Here is a 24,402-nt window from a genome sequence, read left to right as displayed (position 1 = left end):
AATAAAACAGGTATAGATAGAATGAGCCTTTATGGTAAATATAAAAGAAATACAATTGCAGCCAAGGCTCTGCTTGTAGTGCTTTTAAGATGTATGTGCAATTTAAAATGTAAAGATATATGTGAAATAATTGGGAGTATAACAAGCTCTGGGGTATCGAGGCTTACAAACGTAGGACTTAATCTTGTTAATGAGAATATAGAATATAAAAGTGCTATGAAAGAGTTTTTGTTAATCTATGGCGTATAAATTTAAAATTTTTTAATAGATTAATTTAATAAATATATTGCCAAATGGTAAAAATGAGAAAAATTTTATTAAGTTATTCTTTTTTTGTACAAGCTGTGATAAATTAATAAATATAGATGACAAATATAATGGACTCGTGATTAAATTGATGATTAAATAAAATAAAATTAAAGGGACAGTTAACAAGTTATTACTGTTTAGGACATTATTTAAAAATGAAAACAATTATTAACCGTCCCAAAAGGACCAAAAGGACCAAAAGGACCAAAAGGACCAAAAGGACCAAAAGGAAAAAAGGAGGAAAAGTATGAAGGTAAGAAAAGCAATAATTCCAGCTGCAGGACTTGGAACCCGTTTTCTACCTGCAACTAAAGCACAGCCTAAGGAGATGCTTCCTATTGTAGATAAACCTACAATTCAATATATTATTGAGGAAGCTGTGGCATCTGGAATAGAGGAGATCCTGATTATTACTGGAAGAAACAAAAGAGCAATTGAAGACCACTTTGATAAGTCTGTTGAACTTGAAATGGAATTAAAGTCAAAGCATAAGGATGATCTTTTAAAGGAAGTTGAATATATTTCAAATCTTGCTCAAATCTATTATATAAGGCAAAAGGAGCCTAAGGGACTTGGACATGCTATATATTGTGCTAAAACATTTGTTGGGAACGAGCCTTTTGCAGTAATGTTAGGTGATGATGTTGTTGACAATGAAGAACCTTGTTTAAAGCAGTTAATTGACATATATAATGAATATAAAACAACTATACTTGGGGTGCAGGAAGTACCACTAGAGGATGTTAATAAATACGGAATTGTAAAAGGAATGCATATAGAAGATGGTGTATATAAGGTTAAGGATTTGGTTGAAAAACCAGATATAGATAAAGCACCATCTAATATTGCAATACTTGGAAGATACATTATAACTCATAATATTTTTGATATTTTAGAACATACTAAGCCAGGCAAGGGTGGAGAGATACAACTTACTGATGCATTAAAAGAACTTTTAAATAAAGAAGCTATGTACGCATATACCTTCAAAGGAAGACGATACGATGTTGGTGACAGATTAGGATTTTTACAGGCAACGGTAGAGTTTGCACTAAAAAGAGATGAATTAAGAGATGATTTTCTATGCTATCTTTCAAAAATAATAGGTAAAGGGACAGTTAACAAAAATAATACTAATCAGAAATAAAGCTTAAATTAAGAATTTATGATTATATTTAAAAGGTGTTTAAACTATTTATTTTATATAGTAATTAGATAAAAAATTTGCACTTTTTTATGTTTTAAAAAACTTAAAAATTAATCTTTAACTTTTTTAATGCGAAAATTATTGATATTTTGTCTTAAAATTTATAACATTTAATTAATAATCAATGAGAAATAAATATGTTAAATTTAAATAATAAAATTTTTAAATATGTTTCATATAAATATAAAACTATTAATTTCATTAACAGGGCATGACTAAAAAATAGCCACAACGACGGAATGAAAAAGTTTGTCACTTGTCAACTGGGTGGCACTTTTTTTGCGGTATACCTCCTTTATCCGGTATCTAACACTGCGTATTGCAATATATATCCAAATATGGGAATACTACATTTTCACACTAACCGTCCCCAAAACCCCCAAAACCCCTTTAAAGAGAGCCTTTTAATATGGTAAAAATTGATTTATAATAATATGAAAATGCAAAGGGAGTGGTTACATGGAGTATAAGCAAATGTATAATAGATGGATGAACTTTGATGAGAAGACGAGGGAAGAGCTTTTGTCTATAAAAGATGAAAAGGAGATATTAGATAGGTTTTACAAGGATCTTGAGTTTGGAACAGGTGGTCTAAGGGGAGTTATAGGAGCTGGAACTAACAGAATGAACATATATACTGTAAGGCGTGCAACTCAAGGGCTTGCAAACTATATATTAAAAAAAGATATAAAAAATCCTTCTGTTGCTATTGCCTTTGACTCAAGACTTTATTCTGATGTTTTTGCTAAAGAAGCTGCTCTCGTACTTAATGCCAATGGAATAAAAACATATATGTACGAAGAGTTAAGACCGACACCGATGTTATCCTTTGCTGTAAGAGAACTTCAAGCAACTTCCGGAATAGTTATTACAGCGAGCCATAATCCAAAAGAATATAATGGCTATAAAGTATATTGGAACGATGGAGGACAGATTACTGAAGAACATGCAAAGGGAATACTCGATGAAATTCAAAGAGTTGACTATGAAGACATTAAGACATGTGAATATGATTTTGCAAAAAATACAGGACTTTTTAATTTTATAGATGAATCTGTTGAAGATAAATATATAGAACTTGTTAAAGAACTTATTATAAATAAAGAGCTTGTTAAAAATGTAGGGCAGCAAATGAAGATTATATATACTCCGCTGCATGGTACAGGAAACAAGCCGGTTAGAAGGGTTTTAAAAGAGATTGGATTTGAAAATGTTGAGGTTGTAGCAGAGCAGGAGATGCCGGATTATAATTTTAGTACTGTTAAATATCCTAATCCAGAAGAACATGAGGTTTTTAAAATTGCTATAGAAATGGCAAGAAAAGATGATATAGACTTGATACTTGGAACAGACCCCGATTGTGATAGAGTCGGAGTTGTTGTTAAAAACGATTCAGGAGAATATGTTGTTTTAACGGGAAATCAGACAGGTGTGCTTCTTACTGAATACATGCTATCACAGCTTAAAGAAAACAAAAAAATGCCCGAAAATCCTATGGTTATAAAAACGATTGTAACAACAGAGCTTGCAAGGGAGATTTGCAGATATTATGATGTTGAGATTATAGATGTTTTAACAGGGTTTAAGTACATAGGTGAAAAAATTAAAGAATATGAAGGTAAAAAGAATTTTATATTAGGCTTTGAAGAGAGTTATGGATACTTATCAGGCAGTTTTGTAAGAGACAAAGATGGTGTTATAGCATGTGCACTTATATGTGAGATGGCTGCATGGTATAAATCAAGAGGCATGTCTTTATATGATGGTATAAATGAAATATATAAAAAATATGGATATTATAAAGAAGGACTAAAATCAGTTACTTTAAAGGGTATAGAAGGAAATGAAAGAATTAAAAATATAATGGAAGATATGAGAAATGATTCACCTTTGAAAATAGCAGGGCAGGAAGTTGTTGTAGTTAAAGATTATTTGAAGGGTATAGAAAAGGATTTAAAAGATGGAAAAGAAAAATCAATAAACCTTCCAAAATCAAATGTTATTCAGCTCTGGCTTATAGATAAAAGCCTTATAACTGTAAGACCTTCTGGTACAGAACCCAAAATAAAATTCTATTTTGCTGCTGTTGGAAATGATATAGAAGAGGTAAACAAAAAAATTTCAAAAATGGAAGAAGAAACGATGGAATTTTGCAAATTATAATATAATTAACCTCCGTGAAGTTGTAACACGGAGGTTTTTGTTATATAATGCTATTAAGTGAAAGTTTTTCAAGGGGTGATGGGATGAAAAGGCGAATAATAGCATTTACTGTAGTATTTTTATTTATTTTCTCGAGTATATCCTTAGCATTGGATAGTAATTTATACTTTCAGGATTTGAGAATCGGCCTTGAAAACATGTCCTCAAATTCACTACAGATAACATTAAATGGAGATTATAAATTTAATGATAATATTATGTTATCTGGTACAAGCCATGTCTTAAATATAAATATTGATAAAATAAATATGGATGGAATTGATTATGATGGGATTGTTTTAATCCCTCAAAATAAGGATAATACTTTAACATTAAAAGCAGGATTGAAAACATATAGCTATATTGGAACTATTGAATTTACTATAAAATCAGGGAATATTGTGCCGATTAATATTGTAAATATTGAAGATTATTTAAAAGGAGTTGTTCCCTACGAAATGTCTAATTCCTATCCTTTAGAAGCATTAAAGGCACAAGCAGTTGCTGCAAGGAATTATGCAATAGCAAATATAGGTAAACATAAAGATAGGGGATATGATTTATGTGATACCACTGACTGCCAAGTGTACAGGGGATATAATTCAAACTATAATAATTCAGCAAAAGCAGTTGAAGATACGAGAGGCATTGTTCTTTTGTATAATGAAAAACTTGTAGATGGCTATTATGCAGCAAGCAATGGAGGCTATACGGAAGATAGCTCAAATATATGGAGCAAGGCAGAACCTTATTTAAAAACGAAGATTGATGAATTCGATAATGAAAATTGGCCCTATGGTGATATGAGTTTTAAATCAAGTGATATAGATTTAAAACTAAAAAGTAAAGGATACATAAAGTCTGATTGCAGTTTTTTAAGGATTGATTTAAGCAGCATAAAAAAATATGATAGTGCAAGAGTTGCTTCAATCGATGTTATTTATAAAGACATGAACGGAATAGAACAGAGATTGACCTTTACTAAGGATAGAGCAAGAACTTTTCTATCTTTGCCAAGCTCAATGTATGATGTAACTTATGATGAGAGTATTGATACTTATACTTTCAAGGGTAAAGGATATGGTCATGGCATAGGCATGAGCCAGATTGGTGCTAAAAACAGGGCCATTGCAGGACAAAATTATGATTCTATATTGAACTTTTATTATGATGGCACTTATCTAATAAATCTTTTAAATCAGAGCAAAAACATAATAATAAATAAAAATAAATTCGTAGAGAGTGAGAGTGCTTTTATAACCTATGATGGCGATTTTGAGGGTTATCTGTATAAATATGTTATTGAAAAAGATGGGAATGTTGTATTCGTAAGGGACTATTCAAAGGATAAAACTCTTACATATAAATGTGATAAGGCAGGAAATTATAAGATTCATCTTTATATAAGATATAATGACTCACAAAATACATATGATGAAGAAAAAAGCGCTGAGTTTATAATTGAGACAGGGACAGTTAACAATTCTCAGTCAAGTTCTGTTCCAAATGATACTAATGGCACAATTCCTTCAGATAATAATGAATCAACGCAGAACAACAAAGATTCTTCAAAAACAACTACTGAAGATATAACAAAGCCATCCGATACCAATACAAAACAAGATTCTAATACATCAAAGGAAAGTTTAATAAGAACTTTAAATATTTCAAGATCACTTACTAAAGGAATGAAAGGTAATGATGTAAAAGCGCTTCAGGAATATTTGAAGATACTTGGATATAAAGTTGATATAAATGGAACATTTGATAATAAAACTTATACTGCTGTAGTAGATTTTCAAAAGAAAAACAAAATAACTTCTTCAGGTATAGTTGGAATAAAAACAGTTACTGCATTGAATAAAGCAGTAACAAGCAGATATGTTACAACAGTTATACCTTCAAGAGGTGAAAGCGAAAAATCGCCAGTGGTTAGCTTAAGTATTTCGGGCATCTTAAAGAAAGGAAGCTCGGGAGAACAGGTAAAAAAACTTCAAGAAGCTTTAAAATATTTATCATATAATATAGATGTTAATGGTAAATTTGATTCTAAAACTGAAGCTGCAGTTAAACAATTTCAAAAATCAAATAAATTGGTATCAGATGGAATTGTTGGAAATAAAACTATACAATTATTAGAGCAAAAACTAAGGCTGCGATAGGCAGCCTTTTTAAATGCATACAGGGACAGTTACATACAGGGACAGTTAACAATTATATTACTATTTAAAGCTGACTATTTTGTTTCCAATATAATTGCGTTCCATATTATTTATGTTTTTAAAAATATCTTTTTCACTAATACAGCTAATATATAAAATTTGTAACCTTTCAATGTTAAGTTCTAACTATGATAATTATTTTTAAAGCTAAAAATGAAGATAAAAAGTTTAGCAATTAATTCTTAACCGTCCCTCAAATTTTCAGCAAATGTTAAACAACCAATAAAATTTGTTTTAAAACTCAAGATTCTAAAACGTTTAAATAGATATTAGAAAGCTTAAAGGAAGATAGTTTGAAATTATACAATAAATTGTTAACTGTCCCTTAATGAAATGAATGTGATTTTTTACATAAAGTTGTTAACCGTCCCTCATGCCTCAACAAGATAAAATATAATTTTACCAATTTTCATTAACTGTCCCACAAAAATTGCATAATTAAAAAAATGTTCATAAATAAATGATATAATGTTACCGAGATGTTTTACTACTAATTATAGTTGATATATAATTAATATTGCTGAATAATGTAACCTTTGTGTTATGATTAAGCGGCTTATGAAGAAACGGAGAGGAAATTGAAATGAACAGGCAAATTAAACAAATCTTTCTTGTTATTCTTGATGTTCTTTTTATTAATGCATCTATATTTATTGGGTATTTTGTAAGGTTTTCTTGGAAGATTCCAAGCCCATATTTAACGATTTACTATAGGTCCTTCATTCCTATATCTATTATAATGATAATTTGCTTTAGCGCATTTAAGCTTTACAAAAGCGTATGGAGGTATGCGAGCATAGATGAACTTATATCGGTGATTCTTGCTGTAAGCCTTGGAACCTTTCTATCCTTTATTTTTGGACAGATAGCAAAACCATTTATAGGCAACAGGCTTCCTATAAGTATTTATCTTATAATGTGGGCCCTTACCATTTTAATGTCCGGAGGAATAAGATTCTTAAGAAGAATTATGGCAAGCGTTGAGATGGTTCCCTCGGAGGTTCTAAAAAAAAGCAGAAGAACACTAATTGTGGGCGCAGGGGATGCGGGCGCTATTGTAGTTAAGGAAATGAAAAAACATCCAGAACTTGGCTTTATACCTGTAGCTTTTGTTGATGATGACGAAGGCAAAAAAGGTCAGATTATTCATGGTGTGCCCATAGTTGGAAGCAGAGATGATATCGAAGATATAGTAACCTCTAAAGATATAGATGAGATACTTATTGCCCTTCCTTCGGCAAGTCTTGAGGAGAGACAAAAGATATTTAAAATCTGCAGCAATACAGGATGCCATCTTAAAACCCTGCCAGGCATATACGAGCTTATAGATGGGAAGGTCAGCGTAAACCAGATTAGAGATGTTGAGATAGAGGATTTGCTTGGAAGAGAGCCTGTTGAGCTTAACATCGACGAGATAGCAGGATATCTTGAGAATAAGGTCGTTCTTGTAACTGGAGGAGGAGGCTCGATTGGTTCAGAGCTTTGCCGACAGATTGTTAGGTTTTCTCCTAAAAAGCTTTTGATACTCGATATATATGAAAACGGTGCATACGATCTTCAAATGGAGCTTAACAGAAAATATCCACACATTGATAAGGAAGTAATAATTGCTTCAATAAGAGAGAAAAATAGGCTTGAAGACATATTTTCAAAATATAAAATAGACGTTGTTTTTCATGCTGCTGCTCATAAGCATGTTCCATTAATGGAAGCAAATCCAAAGGAAGCTATAAAAAACAATGTAATTGGAACATTAAACCTTGTTGAATGTGCAGATAAATATAACGTTAAAAAGTTTGTGCAGATTTCAACGGATAAAGCAGTAAATCCTACAAATATAATGGGTGCCACAAAGAGAATATGCGAGATGATAATTCAGGCAATAGACAAAATAAGTAATACTGAGTTTGTTGCTGTAAGATTTGGAAACGTACTCGGAAGCAGCGGCAGCGTTATTCCTCTTTTTAAAAAGCAGATAAGAGAAGGCGGTCCGGTTACAGTAACTCATCCAGAAATAAACAGATACTTTATGACTATTCCAGAAGCAGCTCAGCTTGTAATTCAGGCGGGAGCCATGGCAAAGGGCGGAGAGATATTCATACTTGATATGGGAAAACCCGTTAAAATAGTTGACCTTGCAAGGGATCTTATAAGATTATCGGGACTTGAGCCTGATAAGGATATTAAAATAGTGTTTACTGGTCTTCGCCCAGGTGAAAAGTTATATGAAGAGCTTTTGATGGATGAAGAAGGAATTCAAAATACAAAGCATAAAAAGATATTTATAGGCAAACCCGGAAGCTACGATTTTATGGAGCTTAAAGAAAACATAATTGGACTTTATAATAAATTAAGCTGCAGCGATGAGGAGGTTTTTGACAGCGTTGAGCAGCTTGTACCTACTTATCATAGAAAAAAGAACTAAATTTTAAGTATGGGAATGGCTTTGAACTAAATAAATTTATGCCCAATGCTGCTGAATGAAAAATTATTTTTGATTAGTAATGACTTGTTAAAAAGAAGAATTATAACAAATAAAAATGAGCATTAAAGGAGGATTATTATGTCTTCAAAGGAAAGGTTAATTGAAAAGATAAACAATAAAACTGCAGTTATAGGAGTTGTAGGACTTGGTTATGTAGGTCTTCCTCTCGCTGTTGAAAAGGCAAAAGCTGGATATAAGGTTATAGGTTTTGACGTTCAATCTAAAAAGGTTGAAATGGTAAACGCAGGACATAATTATATAGGGGATGTTGTTGATGACGAGCTGTCAAAGCTTGTAAATGAAGGGAAACTTACAGCAACTACTGATTTCAGCTTTGTTAAGGATGTTGACACTGTTTCAATATGCGTTCCAACACCTCTTGACAACTATAAACAGCCTGATATTTCCTATGTAGTAAATTCAACAAAAAGCGTTGCACAATATCTTCATAAAGATATGCTCGTTGTTTTAGAAAGCACTACATATCCTGGCACAACTGAAGAGGTCTGCAAGCCAATTCTCGAAGAGAGCGGATTAAAATGCGGAGAAGACTTTTTTCTTGCCTTCTCTCCAGAGAGAGTTGACCCAGGCAACAAGCAGTTTAAAACTAAAAACACTCCAAAGGTTGTAGGCGGAGTAACTCCTGACTGCACAGAGATTGCAGCAGCCCTTTACAGAAATGTTTTAGAGGGGGAAATAATGACAGTATCCTCCCCAAAGGTTGCTGAGATGGAAAAGATACTTGAAAATACCTTTAGAAATATAAATATTGCCCTTGTTAACGAGATGGCAATACTTTGCAAGAGAATGGGAATCGATGTTTGGGAAGTTATAGAGGCTGCAAAGACAAAACCCTATGGATTTATGGCATTTTACCCAGGTCCAGGCCTTGGAGGGCACTGCATACCTCTTGACCCATTCTATCTTACATGGAAAGCAAGAGAGTATGATTATCATACAAAGCTAATCGAAATTGCCGGGGAAATAAATGACTATATGCCTCAGTTTGTAGTTGAAAATGCTATGCAGCTTTTAAATACTCAAAAGAAGGCTCTTAATGGCTCTAAGGTTCTTTTACTTGGAGTTGCATATAAAAAGGATATAGATGATTACAGGGAATCACCTGTTTTAAAGATAATCGAGCAGTTAGAAAAACAGGGGGCTGTTGTTTTAGTTAACGATCCTTATGTTAAAACCTTTAAATACAAAGGAAGACAGATAAACACAGTAAACCTCGAAGATGAGATAGACGATGCAGATATTGTAATTGTTACAACGGATCATAGCTGCTATGACTACGAAGATATAGTAAAGAGGGCAAAGCTTTTCTATGATACAAGAAACGCTTCAAAGGATGTTGTAAATAACAGGAATAAAATAAACAAATTATAATGATTAAATTTGCTATTTGGAGGTTATTATGAAAAAGTTAAAGTTTGCAATTATAGGCTGCGGAAGAATTTCAAAATGGCATGTTGATGCAATAGCTCAAAATTCAGATGAGGCAGTTCTTGTGGCAACCTGCGATATATTAAAAGATAAGGCTGTAGAAAAGTCGGAAATTTATAAAAAGTTTTTTCCTGATGCTCAGGTTAAGATATATGAAGATTATAAGGAAATGCTTGAAAATGAAGAGATTGATGTTGTAACGATTGCGACTGAGAGCGGTTATCATCCAGAAATTGCAATATACTCAATGAATAAAGGAAAGCATGTTATAGTGGAAAAGCCTATGGCTCTTTCAACGGATGATGCAGAAACTATGATAAATACAGCAAAAAAAATGAACGTAAAGCTTTGCGTGAGCCATCAAAATAGATTCAATAAGTCAATTCAGATGCTAAGAGGCGCTTTAGAGGAAGGGCGCTTTGGAAAATTAGTCAGCGGAATGGCAAGCATAAGATGGAATAGAAATATGGACTACTACAGACAGGCACCTTGGAGAGGAACCTGGGAACTGGATGGAGGAACTCTTATGAATCAGTGCATACACGATATAGACCTTCTGCAGTGGATGATGGGAGGAGAAGTAGATTCAGTATATGCACAGACAGGAAGATTTTTAAGGGATATAGATGCAGAGGACTTTGGTGCGGTAATCGTTAGATTTAAGAACGGTTCGATAGGAATTATAGAAGGAAGTGCCTGCGTATATCCTAAAAACCTCGAGGAAACTTTGAGCATATTCGGAGAAAAGGGTACTGCGGTGATAGGTGGACTTGCTGTAAACAGGGTTGAAACCTGGAGATTTTCCGATGGAAAGGACAGCGAAGAGGAAATTTTAAAGCAGCAGGAGGCAGATCCAGATACAGTATATGGACATGGACATACTCCTCTTTTTAAGGATATGATAGATGCAATAAAAAATAACAGAGAGCCGCTTATAAACGGGCAGGAAGGTAGAAAGGGAATGGAGATAATACTTGCAGCCTATAAATCTCAAAAGACAGGTATGCCTGTTAAATTCCCGATCGGAAGCTTTTCAACTCTCGATATGAAAGGTGAGGTATTATGATGTATTGTATCTCTGACAGTTCTACTATTGGTGAGAACGTCAGCTTTGGAAACTTTGTTGTTGTAGAGGATAATGTTGTTATAGGAGATAACTGCATAATAGGTCATAACGTTGTTATACACAGCGGAACAAAAATAGGAAACAACGTAAGAATAGATGATAATACTGTAATAGGGAAAAAACCTATGAGAGCGGTTAACAGCATATTTAAAGACGAAAAGGAACTTGATCCTGCTGTAATTTCAGATGGATGCCTTATAGGAGCAGGGGTAATAATTTATTGCGGCTGCAGTATAGGAGAAAAATCTCTAATCGCTGATTTATCAACGATAAGAGAAAATGTTTCAATAGGAAGCAAAACTATAATTGGAAGAGGAGTTGCTGTTGAAAATTTCAGCACAATAGGAAACAACTGCAAGTTAGAAACCAACGTATATATAACTGCATATTCAACAGTTGAAGATAATGCTTTTATAGCACCTGGAGTTGTTACATCAAACGATAACTTTGCTGCACGTTCAAAGGAAAGATTCAGCCATTTTAAAGGGGTTACAGTTAAAAAAGGAGGAAGGATTGGAGCACAGGCAACAATTCTCCCAGGAAAAGTTATAAACGAAGACGGATTTGTTGCAGCTGGCTCAGTTGTAACAAAGGATGTTGAGAGAGGAAAAATAGTTGCTGGAAATCCTGCAAAATATTTAAAGGATGTACCTAAAGATCAACTTCTTGAAAATCAGTAATAGTGAGGTTAGATAGATGAAAGTTATAACTATAATAGGTGCAAGGCCTCAATTTATAAAGGCTGCTGCAGTTTCAAGAAAGCTAAGAAAAAGCATGGATGAAATCATAATCCATACTGGTCAGCATTATGATGAAAACATGTCTAAAATATTTTTTGAAGAGCTTCAAATACCAAAACCTGATTATAATTTAAACATAGGTTCAGGAAACCATGGGTATATGACGGGGAATATGCTTATTAAAATAGAAGAGATTCTATTAAATGAAAAACCTGATATGGTGCTTGTCTATGGTGATACAAATTCTACAATAGCAGGAGCACTTTCTGCAAGCAAGCTTTTAATCCCTGTTGCCCACGTTGAAGCAGGTCTTAGAAGCTTTAATATGGCAATGCCTGAAGAGCAGAACAGAATATTAACTGACCATATTTCAAAGCTTTTATTTGCTCCAACGCAGACTGCAGTAAATAACCTTTATAATGAGGGAATTAAAAAGGGAGTTGTAAACTCAGGGGATGTTATGTATGATGCGGTGCTTTTCTTTAAAAATCTTGCATCAGAGAAGAGTAGAATTTTAGATAGATTAGGATTAAACTATGGAGAATATATTTTATCCACAATTCACAGGGCAGAGAATACAAACAGTAAAGAAAGGTTAAAGAACATAATAGAGGCTCTAAGCGAATCAGAGGAAAACATTGTTTTACCTCTTCATCCGAGAACAAAAAAGTTCTTAGAGGAGTACAATTTTAAATTCACAGAAAACATAAAAATAATAGAGCCTGTTGGCTATCTTGATATGATTATGCTCGAAGGCAGCTGCAGCAAGATCGTAACAGACAGCGGAGGGGTTCAAAAGGAAGCCTTTTTCATGGCAAAACCTTGTATAACCTTAAGGGATGAAACGGAATGGGTGGAAACTGTGGATAACGGATGGAATATAATAACTGGCTGCGATAAGGAAAAGATAATAAAAGCAATTAAATATTTTAAGCCTGAACGTGAAAGAGAAAATCATTTTGGAGATGGAAATGCAGCAGATAAAATTGTAGAGGTTTTAAAAGGGGGATTCTAAGTTGAACATTTTATTTTTAACACAGTATTTTCCTCCAGAGGTTGGTGCGCCTCAAAACAGAATCTTTGAATTCGCTAAAAGATTGAAGGATAATGGACATGATATTACAGTTTTAACGGCAATGCCAAATTATCCTAAAGGAGAAATTTATGAGGGATATAAGGGCAAAAGCTTTTTAGTAGAGGATATGGATGGAATAGAGGTCGTTAGAACCAGCATATATGCAACAAAGAGCAAGGGGTTTGTAAAAAGGCTTTTAAATTATTTTTCCTTTACCTTTTCATCGGTATTTCAGGGATTAAAGCATATTAAAAAGCCTATAGATGTTGTAATAACTGAATCCCCTCCTCTTTTTTTGGGCTGGTCAGGATATGTTATATCAAAAAGGCTCAGAGCAAAATATGTGTTTAATATTTCCGACCTTTGGCCTGAGTCAGCTGTAAAGCTTGGAGTTCTTAATAATAAACTTTTTATAGCTCTTTCAACCTATCTTGAAGAGTTTTGCTACAGAAAGGCGGACATAATAACTGGACAAACAAGGGGAATAGTAGATAATATATCAGGAAGAGGGTTTAAAGATAAGACATACCTTGTAACTAATGGGGTTGATACAAAGCTTTTCGGTAAAGATAAGGCAAATTTTGAATTTATCAGGGAAAACAATCTTGAAGGAAAATTCATTGCAGGATATGCAGGAATTCATGGAATAGCACAGGGGCTTGAAGTAATTATAAAGGCAGCAGATATACTTAAAGATTATAAAGATATTGTTTTTGTATTTGTAGGGGATGGACCAGAAAAACAGAAACTTATTGAAATGAAGGAAGATTTAAACCTAAAAAATGTATTATTTCTTCCTGTTCAGCCAAAGAAGAATATGCCAGGGATTGTTGCATGCTTTGACTGTGCAATAGTTCCCCTTAAGAAACTCGATTTGTTTAAAGGGGCGCTTCCTTCAAAGATGTTTGAAACCCTTGCATCAAAAGTCCCTATAGTTCTTTCCGTTGAAGGTGAAGCAAAAGAATTTATAGAGAATGCCAATGGAGGAATATGCGTTGAACCTGAAAACGAAAAAGAAATTGCACAGGCGGTTTTAAAACTTTATAAAGAGCCTGAACTTAAAAAGCAGCTTGGAGAAGATGGAAGAAAATATATAGAAGAAAACTATGACAGGGATAAGATAACAAGAAGATTTGAGGATATATTAAAAAGGCATGGAAAGTAAAGCTCATATCATAAGGAGGTTTATAAATGGCACATAGGGTATGCCACATAACAACAGCGCACATAGCAGAGGATATAAGAATATTTCATAAAGAATGTAAGACTTTATCTCAAAACGGCTATGAAGTTTATCTCGTTGCAAACTACGAGAGAGAAACAATAAAGGATGGAGTTCATATAGTTCCCCTTCCTCAAAACAATAACAGATTCTATAGATTTTTGATAAAACCCTTTACAGCGATGAGGATAGCACTTAAAACAAAGTCGAGCGTATATCATTTTCACGATCCAGAGCTTATTTTGATAGGCAGGATTTTAAGTCTGCTTGGCAAGAAGGTTATATATGATGTTCACGAGGATTATGCCAAAAGCGTAATGACGAGAGAATGGGTAAAACCCTATTTAAAAAAGATTATATCAAAAACCTTTAACAGGTTTGAAAAAAATTCAGTAAAATACTTTTCGAGAGTTATTTCCGCAAGACCTGATATATCAGAGAACTTTCCAAAGGATAAAACTACAACAGTAAGGAATATGGCAATATTAAAACTTATCGATGAAGTTAAACCTGCTGATATAAAAAAGGATAAGATGGTAGTTATTTATGCAGGAGGCATAAATAAGATAAGAGGAATTAAGGAAATAATTGAGGCCATTGGACTATTAAAGGGAGAAGCAGAGTTTTGGCTTTTAGGGAAGTGGGATAGTCAAAGTTTTAAGGATGAATGCGAAAAGCTCGAGGGATGGAAATACACAAAGGATTTTGGATTTTTAGATCTTGAAACTGCTTATTCTTATATGAAAAGAGCTGATATTGGAATTGTTAACTTTCTTCCAGCACCTAACCACAATACAACACAGCCTAATAAGCCCTTTGAATACATGACCTGCAGCCTTCCTATGGTTATGTCAGACTTTGAATACTGGCAAAAACTATTCAATGGCTGCACATTGTTTGTAAACCCAATGGATCCTTTAGATATCTCAAAAAAGATTAAAATGCTTTTAGATGATAAAAATCTAAGGGCTGAGCTTGGCAAAAAGGGAAGAGTTTATGTTGAAGAAAATTACTCCTGGGAAGCAGAGAGCAAAGTGCTTCTTAAGGTTTATGAGGAAATACTAAATAAATAGAACCGGAGGGTATCATGTCTGAGATAAAAAAAGTTGCAAAATACAGCATATTAGTTACTATTCTTTTAACGATTAGCAAACTCGTTGGATTCATAAGGGAATTTTTAATCGCAGCAAAGTTTGGAGCAACAAGGGAATCGGATATTTTTAAAATAGCATCAACTATGCCGACGGTTCTATTCAGCTGTATTGCAGCAGCTCTCGTAACTGCTTTTATACCGGTTTTTGCAGGGATAAAAAGGGATAGGGACAGAGCAAACGTTTTTTTCAATAATATACTTAACATAATACTTCTTATTTGTATTATTCTTTCAATTATAGGTATAGTGTTTTCACCGCAGCTTACATATATGTTTGCCAGCGGTTTTAAGGGAAAGGATTTTGATACTACTGTTTATATGACAAGGATTCTCATGCCCTCAATAATATTCCTCGGCATAAGCGGACTTTATACAGGATATCTTCAATCCTATGATATATTTATTCAGCCAACAATTGCATCTATTGCTGCTAATTTCGTGATTATAGCAGGAATATTGCTTTTTTATAAATATGGTATTATATCTGCAATTATTGCAACTTTTTTGGGGGCTGTAGCACAGGCCTATACTCAAAGACCATATATGAAAGGTTATAAATACAAATTCTATATAAATTTAAAGGACAGCAACGTGCAAAGAATGTTAAAGCTGTCAGTTCCAACTATTATAAGCACAGCGGTGTCACAGATAAACCTCATGGTAGGAAGAAATTTTGCTTCAAATCTTGTTGCTGGAAGTATCTCTGTATATGATTATTCCTATAAAATAAACAGCATAATAAACCTTGTTTTTATAACTTCTATTACAACGGTACTTTATCCAAGCCTTACAGAAAAATATGCAACGGAAAGGTTTGATGAGTTTAAGGATATGATTTTAAAATCCATAAACCTTATATTAATAGTTGCAATCCCCTTTATTCTCGGAGTATATGCACTCAGTACTCCTGTTGTTACTCTCCTTTTAGAGCATGGCAAATTCGATAGGAATGCAACCTTGACTACATCTATGTGCCTTAAGTTTATATCCTTTTCAGCTCTTGGATATTCACTTATTGACATATTCAGCAGGATATTCTATTCTGCAAGGGATACAGTAACTCCAATGATTAACGGTTTCATAAACGTAGCAATAAACGTATTATTAATATTTTTGCTTGTTCCTAAATTTAAAATAAGCGGGCTTGCTCTGTCAACAACCCTTTCAACGCTTATTATTTCAACAGTAATGTTCATTGAGATTATAAGAAAGATAAAATATAAGGATTATTTTAAAAACATAATTACTTTATTAAAAGCCCTTTTATCTGGGATAATAATGGCTGTAATCGTAGGTTTAGTATATAGATATATGGATAACATAATAAAAGGAGGAACTTTAATATTAAGCTTAAAAATAGCAGTCTCTACTTTTATAGGAGCTGTCGTCTACTGTATAGCTTTAAACATTTTAAAGGTAGAAGAGTTTAAGATGCTTATGGGAATTTTGAAAAGAAAGAAAATAGGAGAGTGAAGCAGTTGAAGTTTAATGCGAAAAAAAGGGTAACAGAATATATAATAATAACTGTCCTTATGCTTATAGTATCTTTGATTTATAAAGCTGATTTTGTTAGAAAAGATATGGAAAGAAAAATTCTTCAGCAATCGAGCAAAAAAACTGTTGTTATACTTTTTACAAGGGAATCTTCTGACAGCATAAAGCTTAGTGAAGATATAAAGAAATTTAACATAGAAAATAAGGATATTTATATAGATTATCAGTACTACGGCGATGAGTACAACAACCTTTTAAGGTTGTCGCTGCAATCAAAGGACAGGCCAGATATATTTCAGCTCGGTTTTTATGATATAGTTGATAAAGGAAAAGTGTATACATTAGATGAAATAGGAACTGATACAAATGGAATGGAATCAAAAAGGATTTTCACCTATAAAGGAACCCCGATAGGCATTAAGGTTTCAGGCGGAACTGTTAAATTCGCTTATAATAAGGAGATTTTTAAAAAAAGCGGACTTAACCCTGAAAATCCTCCAAAAACTTTTGGAGAATTATTGTACTTTGCAAGGAAAATAAAACAGCAAAATCCCGATGTAATACCCTTTGAATTTCCTGCATCAAACTTTGGAGATTTAAAAATTTCGATTGGGCAGCCAAGCGTTTCAAAGGGAGATATATACACTTCCTTTTGGGATTATAAAAATGGAGAATATAACTTTAATTATGCAAAGGATATTATAAAAAAGTATAATGACCTTTATAAAGAAGGATTAATACCCGAGGATTTTGATAAAAAAAGTATTAAGAAAGTAAGAGAAGATTTTATAAATCAAAAAGCTGCTATGATAATAAGCATAGGAGATGATAAAAAATATTTTGAAGAAAATAATCTAAGCTTTGATATGGGGATCACTGACCTTCCAAAATTTTATGGACAAATTAGCAGAAAATATTATTATGCAAATATAAACGTTCTTGTAATGTATAAAAACGATAACGACTCAGAAAAGGTAAAAAAAGTTTATAAATGGCTCTATGATGAGTATGATAAATTAAACAATGAAAAGAAGAACGTAAAAGATTATAAATATGCTGAATACAATAACGTTTCCTATTTTGATTTTGAAGGAAATGATCCTACTGGATGCTTTAATGTAAATTTTTCAAAGGTAAACGATTTAATATATAAGGGGATTAAAGGTCAGGAGAACATTGAGAATGTAACTAAAAGTCTAAACAGCTATTTTAACGAGTTAAAGGATACGAAGTTAAAACAGGAGCCGGATTTTTTAAAAGACTATATAGTTGATAAGGAGTAAAAAATGAAAAGATATAATTTAACAAAGAGAGATTATATAGTTATATTATTTATAATTATTTTATCTTTTATGGTTTCAATATTAAATTATAAAGATCTTGGGATTAAAGATACAGCAATGCTTTTTGCTGCAACCTTTGCTCTGTTTTTTGAAGTTTATTTTTTAAATAAGGATATTAACCTTTCAATTCTTTTGTTTATATTTTCCTTTCCCTTTCTCGTTACGGCAAGAAAAGCAGTGTATTTTGAATTGTTTGTGTTTAAAATTACCTATGAAACAATATATATAACTACTTTATTTATCTTTTGTATTAAAGATATAATAAATTTTATAAAGGAAGTATATTATAAGCAGCAGGATAAGCTGAATTATATTATATATATTTTTATATTTGTAATATTTTCTCTAAACAGCGCTATTTTCTCAGATAACATTAAAAGTAGCTTTGCAAGCACTTATATTGCAGCAGCTATACCCGTTATGTTTGCTTTAGCTGTTTATGTGAGGTTTAGAGATAAAAACTTTAAACATATAATTTATGCTTTTATACTGCAGTGCGATTTAAGCTGCGTATATGGAGCATTTCAAATTATATCAAACAGAATAACACCTTCAACAATCGTTGAAAAGAGGCTCAACATTACCTTTGGGTATCATAATGTAAATATATTTGCAGGAATAGTAATACTTATACTTCCCTTTATATTAAACGAGATTTTATATTCTAAAAACAGCAAAAGAATACAGAGCTTTTTAATTATATCTTTATTTCTGTGTTCAGGAGGACTTTTTATAACCTTTACAAGAGGAGCATGGATAGCGTTTTTCTTATCGATATTAATAATGCTTATAAGCAAAAAGTATAAAAAAATATTTTATATTTTAATAGCTTTGGGTATAGTTTTTATAAAACCTGCTATGACGTTTATTTTAAAGCGTGGAACTAATATGGATTTGTTTATGAATGAATCGAGCATAGCAAGACTCCAGTCCCTTTATACAAGCCTATTTATAATGATAAGGTACCCCTTTGGAGTAGGGGGAGGAAATTTTGCTCAGGTTTATAAGAAATGCCTTATTGAAGGATACTATATGATGCCAACGGGCCTTAGGGATAATATAACAGTCGCTTCCTACAATCTTGAAGCGGCACATAACCTTTGGCTTCAAATAGCTGTTGAATTTGGAATAATAAGTGCAGCAGCATTTTTCATAATTATTTTAAGCAGATTTATCTATGCTGTTAAAAACTTTAAAAATTGCAGGGCAGAGGTTGCCTGTTTAATATCATACTTGATTTTTTCCGTTTTAACAGGTGTGGAATTTGAGCATAAAGGAATAATCACTATGACATTAATTATATGGACAGTATTTATGATAATTGAGTTTAAAGGAAATCAGAGAGAAATTGAGTAAAGGTGGTGAAAAGGTGGTAATATGTTTTTTGGCTAATGCTTCCCTTAGTCATACAAAAAAGTGGGCACAGCAAATGGCAAAAATAGGACATGAGGTACATGTCATATCCCACAGAGATGCTGTTATTGATGGGGCTAATGTACATTATTTAAACTACAGCCTTAAAAATTATTTTAAAATGCGTAAAAAAGTCCATAGCCTTATAAGAAAAATAAATCCTGATATACTTCATGCCCATCAGGCGAATACCTGCGGACTTTATGCAGCAACTATGAAGGGATATGATTTCATATTATCAACATGGGGCTCTGACATACTTATAGGCCCTGAAAAGTCTTTCATTTTAAGGATGATAACAAAGTATGTTATTAAAAAGGCATCCTATATAACCTCAGATTCTTACTATATGAGCGAAAAAATTATTGAGCTTGGCGGGGATAGAAATAAGGTTTTTACATTTCCTATGGGAGTTGAGGATGAACTTTTAAACTATATTCATGAGTTTAGAAATAATAATTTGAATTTTATTAGTAATAGAAGGCTTGAAAAACTTTATAACATAGATGTAATAATAGATGGTTTTTATAGTGCACTTTCTAAAAACAAAGACATAAATCTTACTATTGCAGCAGATGGAAGTGAGATGGAAAAGCTTAAAGATAAGGTTAAAGAGTATGGAATAGAAGATAAAGTTAAATTTACAGGAAGGTATAGACCTGAGGATATAGGAAAGCTTCTTTATACTAACGATGTATTTATTTCTATACCATCATCGGATTCAACTTCTGTAAGTTTACTTGAGGCTATGTGCTGCGGACTTTTCCCCATAGTTTCAAATCTTCCTGCAAATAAAGAATGGGTTAAGGATAGGGAAAATGGTTATATAGTTAAAGAAATAAACAGCAAAGAGGTAGAAGAATCTATTTTGTGGTGCTGCAGCAATAAAGAAAAGATAAAAAAAGCTTCAATAGTTAACAGAAAAATAATTGAAGATAAAGCTCTTTGGAGCAATAATATTAAAATGGTAGAAGAGCTTTATGAAAAAATGATTAAATAGGGGATAAATGGAGGGTTGTATGTTTTTAAAGAGATTATTTAATATAATTATGTACTCTTTTATTTTAATTGTTCCTATTATGCCCCTTAAAGTAAAGATAAAATATTTTCCCATGTCTGCTGATTTTATTTTAGGGGGACTTGCAATATTTATTGGGGCTTTATATTGTATCAGACTTTTTTGTATTAAAGATAAGGCCTTCCTTGAAACAATTTTCAGCAAAAGAATTAAACTTTTAAACATATTTATTATATTTTTTGTTCTTCTTAGCCTTATATCTGTAGGATACTCCGTAAATAAAGCAGCTGCAATATCTGAAACTTTTAGGTTTTTAGAATATGTTCTTCTTTTCTATCTAATAATTATAATCGCTGATGATAAATTTATTAAGGTTTCATTTTTGCTTTATTTTCTGTCTATGATATTTGCAAATTTCTATGGGGTTATGCAGTTTGTACTTAACCTTTCCAATTTCAGAGATGCAGGTGCAGTTTATCCCCTTGGAAGAGGAAGAGTTTTTGCAACCTTTGAAAATCCTAACTATTGGGGATGTGCAGTAAATTCAGTTATATTCATTCCAATAATTGATATGATTGAAGGTAAAAGGCTTAAAATTTTATATAACATACTTCTTTTTATTCTTTTTCTTTTTAATCTTTTAATGAGCTTTACAAGAGGCTCATGGGTAGGATTTGGATTAGGACTTTTACTTTTATTTTTTATAAGGTACAAAAAGGGACTTATATCTCTTCCCTTTATTTTTGGAGGAGCTCTTATAGTTCCATATATAAGAAACAGGATACTTTCTATTTTCAGCTTTTCAAATCTTACTAATAATGAAAGGTTGAAGCTTTGGAAAACTGGTATTATAATGTTTAAGGAACATTTTTGGACGGGGGTTGGAAACGGAAACTATCTTTACAGGTATACAGAGTATGTAAAAAAGTATAAGGATTTATACCTTGGAAGATGGAAGTTCAGCGTTCACAACTCCTATATAAAGATGTTTGCAGAGCTTGGGATTTTTGGAGGAATCCTTTTCATAGGTATTTATTTAATGCTATTTTATCTAATATATTATACTTATAAAAATAGTAAAAAATATAATCTTTATGCCTTAGCTTTTTTATGCTTTGGGGCATCATATATTTTCCAGAATTTCTTTAATAATTTGATGTTTATACCTCAGCTTAATGTATTTGTATGGATAATAATTGCTTTATTATATAAAGGTAATTTTTTAGAAGAACAGGAGGATAAAAAATGGGAATTTTAGTTGAAAAAATAGAGGAAAGATATAAAAACGTGGCAGTGTTTGGACAGGGATTTGTTGGCCTCCCTCTTTCACTTAGTTTTTCCTTTAGAGGATGCAATGTTTATGGAGTAGATGTTATTAAAGAGCTTGTTGATGACATAAACAGTGGAATAACATATCATACCGAAAGCTTTGAAGGAAAAACTATTCAGGAGATTTTAAGGGAGGAACTTAAAAGCAATAGATACAGAGCAACAGCTGATATGGAACTTGCCCTTAAAGAGTGCAACAATATAATAGTAACAGTTGGTATTCCAATAAGAAACGGCAGCCACGACATTAAGGATCTTTTAGATTGCTGCACAGTTATAGGTAAAAACCTTAAAAAAGGAGACCTTGTGGTTATAAGGAGCACAGTAATTCCAGGAACAACGGAGGAAAAAATACTTCCAATATTAGAAAAGGAGTCTAATCTTAAGGCTGGAGAAGATTTCTATCTTGCCTATTCCTCAGAAAGAATTGCTGAGGGGCATGCCTTTGAAGAATTTGCTTATATGCCAACGATTGTTGCAGGTATAAATGAAGAGAGTGCAAATAAGGCAAAGGAACTTTTATCAATAGTTTGCAAAGTTGATGTTATAACTGCAAGCAATATAAAGATAGTAGAAACATCAAAGGTCTTTGAAAACGTTCAAAGGGATGTAAATATAGCAATGGTACAGGAATTTGCAAGGTTTACTGAAGCCCTTGGAATAGATATTTTTGAAGTTGTTAAGGTAGCTAACACTCATAAAAGAGTAAAACTTCTAACGCCAGGTCCTGGAGTTGGAGGATACTGCATCCCTAATGCTTATCATTATTTAGAGCCAAAGGCGCAGGAGCTTGGTGTAAGCCTTGACTTATTAAGGCTTTCAAGACAAAAAAATGCTAACCTTCCTGAAATTATGGTAACTATGCTTGAAGAAAAGCTAAAGAGCTTAGGAAAAGATTTTAAAAACAGCAGCATTGGAGTTCTTGGAATTGCAATGAAGGATTATTCTAACGATGATAGAATAAGCCCTCCGATTGAGATTGTAAATATATTAAAAAACAGGGGAGCTAAGGTTTTTGCCTATGACCCTGTTGTTCCGACGGTATATGATTTTAAAGTTGAAAAATTAGATGAAGCTGTAAAAAACATGGATGCTGTTATGATTCTTGCAAAGCAAAGGGAATTCGACGCAATAGATTTAGAGTATCTTTTAAATAATTTAAAAAATGGAGCAGTAATATTCGACGCTAAGAGTTTATTCATAAAATATAAAAATGAGCTTATTGAAAAAGGAATACATGTTATGTCAATATAAAACCTTCAAGCAAAGGAGAATTAACTTGAAAAGTTTATTTAGATGGTTGGTACAATTTTTAACTTCAGTAAAAGTAGGATGTCTTAAATTAAGGGCTAAAATTTCAGGCGACTATATTATAAATAGATATATAGAGCACTGCAATGAAAGGGAGATTAAAACAGCATTAAATATTCTTGGAGCAAAGGTATCCCTATCTTCAAATATAAGGCCTGGAATGATACTCGACAACACCTATTTTAATTATAATAACCTTATAATAGAAGATAACTGCTTTATAGGAAGAAAAGTTTTCTTTGACATGGCAGACAGTATAACTATAAAAAAAGATGCAGTTTTATCCGAAGGGGTAAGCATTTTAACCCATCAGGATGTTGGAAATAGAATGATGAACAGGTTTTATAAAAGAAAGGCTGCTCCGGTTATATTAGAAGAAGGATGCTGGATTGGAGCGAATGCAACAATACTTTGCGGAGTTAGAATAGGAAAATGTTCTGTTGTTGCGGCAGGCTCAGTTGTAAATCGTGATGTTCCTGATTATACGGTAGTTGGAGGAGTACCTGCAAAATTCATTAAGGAATTAAAATAAAGGAGGGTCCTATGGAAGGCGATATATTAAGAGAAATAGAAAGCAGTCTCAATAAAAAGAAGATGCAGTTTGCCATCAAAAGGTTTTTTGACATAATCTTTTCATTAGTTTTGCTTATTATTTTGAGCCCTCTTTTTCTTTTTATATCTATATGGATAAAAATAGACTCCGAGGGAGAGGCAGTTTTTAAACAAACAAGAATAGGATTAAAGGGAAAACCCTTTACAATATATAAATTCAGAACAATGGTTAAAAATGCAGATAAACTGTTTAACAAAAAAGTAGATAAGGAAAACCTTAAAAATTTCGTTTTTCAGGAAAAGGATGACCCAAGGATTACTAAATCAGGAAGGTTTCTTAGGAAAACGAGCCTTGATGAACTTCCACAGCTTATAAATATATTAAAGGGTGATATGAGCCTTATCGGACCAAGACCAGAGATACCAGATATAGTAAAGCTCTACAGCGATTATGAAAAAATAAGGCTTTTATTAAAACCCGGTGTTTCAGGTTTAGCTCAGGTTAACGGAAGAGGGGAGCTGGACATTGGACAGACTATTGAATATGATGTCAAATATGTAAAGAATTTTTCTCTTTGGCTTGATTTTAAAATATTCCTTAAAACCTTTAAAGTTGTCTTTATGAGAGAAGGAGCCTATTAAGGCTCTTTTTTATTTTTTATAGGGGACAGTTAACAATTATTGCTATTTTAGAGGGACGGTTACTTATTTCATACACAATATCTGCAAAATTAGGGGGACATGCATAAAAT

At 32.6% G+C, this 24,402-nt stretch carries 18 protein-coding genes and 1 pseudogene; all 19 read left to right on the top strand.

The window, feature by feature from the left end; translation table 11 throughout:
- A pseudogene (locus B5D15_RS15495) lies at window positions 1-249 on the top strand (transposase); the annotation flags it as partial.
- Between the two features lie 307 nt (window positions 250-556).
- Complete coding sequence (galU, locus tag B5D15_RS11765; RefSeq protein ID WP_078697324.1) at window positions 557-1,456, top strand: UTP--glucose-1-phosphate uridylyltransferase GalU; 900 nt, start codon at window positions 557-559, stop codon at window positions 1,454-1,456.
- A gap of 519 nt (window positions 1,457-1,975) precedes the next feature.
- Window positions 1,976-3,679: a phospho-sugar mutase gene (locus B5D15_RS11760; protein ID WP_078697323.1), complete on the top strand. Its 1,704-nt coding sequence runs from the start codon at window positions 1,976-1,978 to the stop codon at window positions 3,677-3,679.
- Between the two features lie 83 nt (window positions 3,680-3,762).
- Window positions 3,763-5,880 carry a SpoIID/LytB domain-containing protein gene (locus B5D15_RS11755; RefSeq protein ID WP_179122292.1) on the top strand — a complete coding sequence of 706 codons (2,118 nt, stop codon included), beginning with the start codon at window positions 3,763-3,765 and terminating at the stop codon, window positions 5,878-5,880.
- 643 nt (window positions 5,881-6,523) lie between these two features.
- Window positions 6,524-8,365, top strand: coding sequence for a polysaccharide biosynthesis protein (locus B5D15_RS11750; RefSeq protein WP_078697321.1), 1,842 nt, complete (start codon window positions 6,524-6,526; stop codon window positions 8,363-8,365).
- A gap of 138 nt (window positions 8,366-8,503) precedes the next feature.
- Window positions 8,504-9,817, top strand: coding sequence for a nucleotide sugar dehydrogenase (locus tag B5D15_RS11745; RefSeq protein WP_078697320.1), 1,314 nt, complete (start codon window positions 8,504-8,506; stop codon window positions 9,815-9,817).
- Window positions 9,818-9,845: 28 nt separating this feature from the next.
- Window positions 9,846-10,940, top strand: a complete 1,095-nt coding sequence (locus B5D15_RS11740; protein ID WP_078697319.1) for a Gfo/Idh/MocA family protein — start codon at window positions 9,846-9,848, stop codon at window positions 10,938-10,940.
- Entirely contained in the window at window positions 10,940-11,680 is a 741-nt protein-coding gene (locus B5D15_RS11735; protein WP_179122293.1) for an N-acetyltransferase, read from the top strand. The genes B5D15_RS11740 and B5D15_RS11735 overlap by 1 nt, the downstream gene beginning before the upstream one ends.
- Before the next feature lie 16 nt (window positions 11,681-11,696).
- Window positions 11,697-12,755, top strand: a complete 1,059-nt coding sequence (gene wecB / locus B5D15_RS11730; protein ID WP_078697317.1) for a non-hydrolyzing UDP-N-acetylglucosamine 2-epimerase — start codon at window positions 11,697-11,699, stop codon at window positions 12,753-12,755.
- A gap of 1 nt (window position 12,756) precedes the next feature.
- Window positions 12,757-13,980: a glycosyltransferase family 4 protein gene (locus tag B5D15_RS11725; protein WP_078697316.1), complete on the top strand. Its 1,224-nt coding sequence runs from the start codon at window positions 12,757-12,759 to the stop codon at window positions 13,978-13,980.
- Window positions 13,981-14,006: 26 nt separating this feature from the next.
- Window positions 14,007-15,110: a glycosyltransferase family 4 protein gene (locus B5D15_RS11720; protein ID WP_078697315.1), complete on the top strand. Its 1,104-nt coding sequence runs from the start codon at window positions 14,007-14,009 to the stop codon at window positions 15,108-15,110.
- Window positions 15,111-15,124: 14 nt separating this feature from the next.
- The gene (gene murJ, locus B5D15_RS11715; protein WP_078697314.1) at window positions 15,125-16,663 is read left to right on the top strand and encodes a murein biosynthesis integral membrane protein MurJ; all 1,539 of its coding nucleotides are present in this window, start codon (window positions 15,125-15,127) and stop codon (window positions 16,661-16,663) included.
- A 5-nt stretch (window positions 16,664-16,668) separates the two neighbouring features.
- On the top strand, window positions 16,669-17,967 hold the full coding sequence (locus B5D15_RS11710) for an ABC transporter substrate-binding protein (RefSeq protein ID WP_078697313.1): 1,299 nt from the start codon (window positions 16,669-16,671) through the stop codon (window positions 17,965-17,967).
- A 3-nt stretch (window positions 17,968-17,970) separates the two neighbouring features.
- A complete protein-coding gene (locus B5D15_RS11705) occupies window positions 17,971-19,383 on the top strand; it encodes an O-antigen ligase family protein (RefSeq protein ID WP_078697312.1) in 1,413 nt (470 codons plus the stop codon).
- Window positions 19,384-19,396: 13 nt separating this feature from the next.
- Complete coding sequence (locus tag B5D15_RS11700) at window positions 19,397-20,440, top strand: glycosyltransferase family 4 protein (protein ID WP_179122291.1); 1,044 nt, start codon at window positions 19,397-19,399, stop codon at window positions 20,438-20,440.
- Between the two features lie 19 nt (window positions 20,441-20,459).
- Complete coding sequence (locus B5D15_RS11695) at window positions 20,460-21,716, top strand: O-antigen ligase family protein (protein ID WP_179122290.1); 1,257 nt, start codon at window positions 20,460-20,462, stop codon at window positions 21,714-21,716.
- Window positions 21,704-23,041 carry a nucleotide sugar dehydrogenase gene (locus B5D15_RS11690; RefSeq protein WP_078697309.1) on the top strand — a complete coding sequence of 446 codons (1,338 nt, stop codon included), beginning with the start codon at window positions 21,704-21,706 and terminating at the stop codon, window positions 23,039-23,041. Before B5D15_RS11695 ends, B5D15_RS11690 begins: the two co-directional genes overlap by 13 nt.
- Window positions 23,042-23,066: 25 nt before the next feature.
- Window positions 23,067-23,630, top strand: a complete 564-nt coding sequence (locus tag B5D15_RS15725; RefSeq protein WP_242948748.1) for an acyltransferase — start codon at window positions 23,067-23,069, stop codon at window positions 23,628-23,630.
- An 11-nt stretch (window positions 23,631-23,641) separates the two neighbouring features.
- On the top strand, window positions 23,642-24,292 hold the full coding sequence (locus B5D15_RS11680; RefSeq protein WP_078697308.1) for a sugar transferase: 651 nt from the start codon (window positions 23,642-23,644) through the stop codon (window positions 24,290-24,292).
- Window positions 24,293-24,402: the final 110 nt, after the last annotated feature.

The organism is Caloramator quimbayensis (genome assembly GCF_900167605.1).
Lineage (GTDB): Bacteria > Bacillota > Clostridia > Clostridiales > Caloramatoraceae > Caloramator_B > Caloramator_B quimbayensis.
Note: the sequence above shows the minus strand (reverse complement) of the source record. Positions and strands in the feature narration are given on the sequence as shown.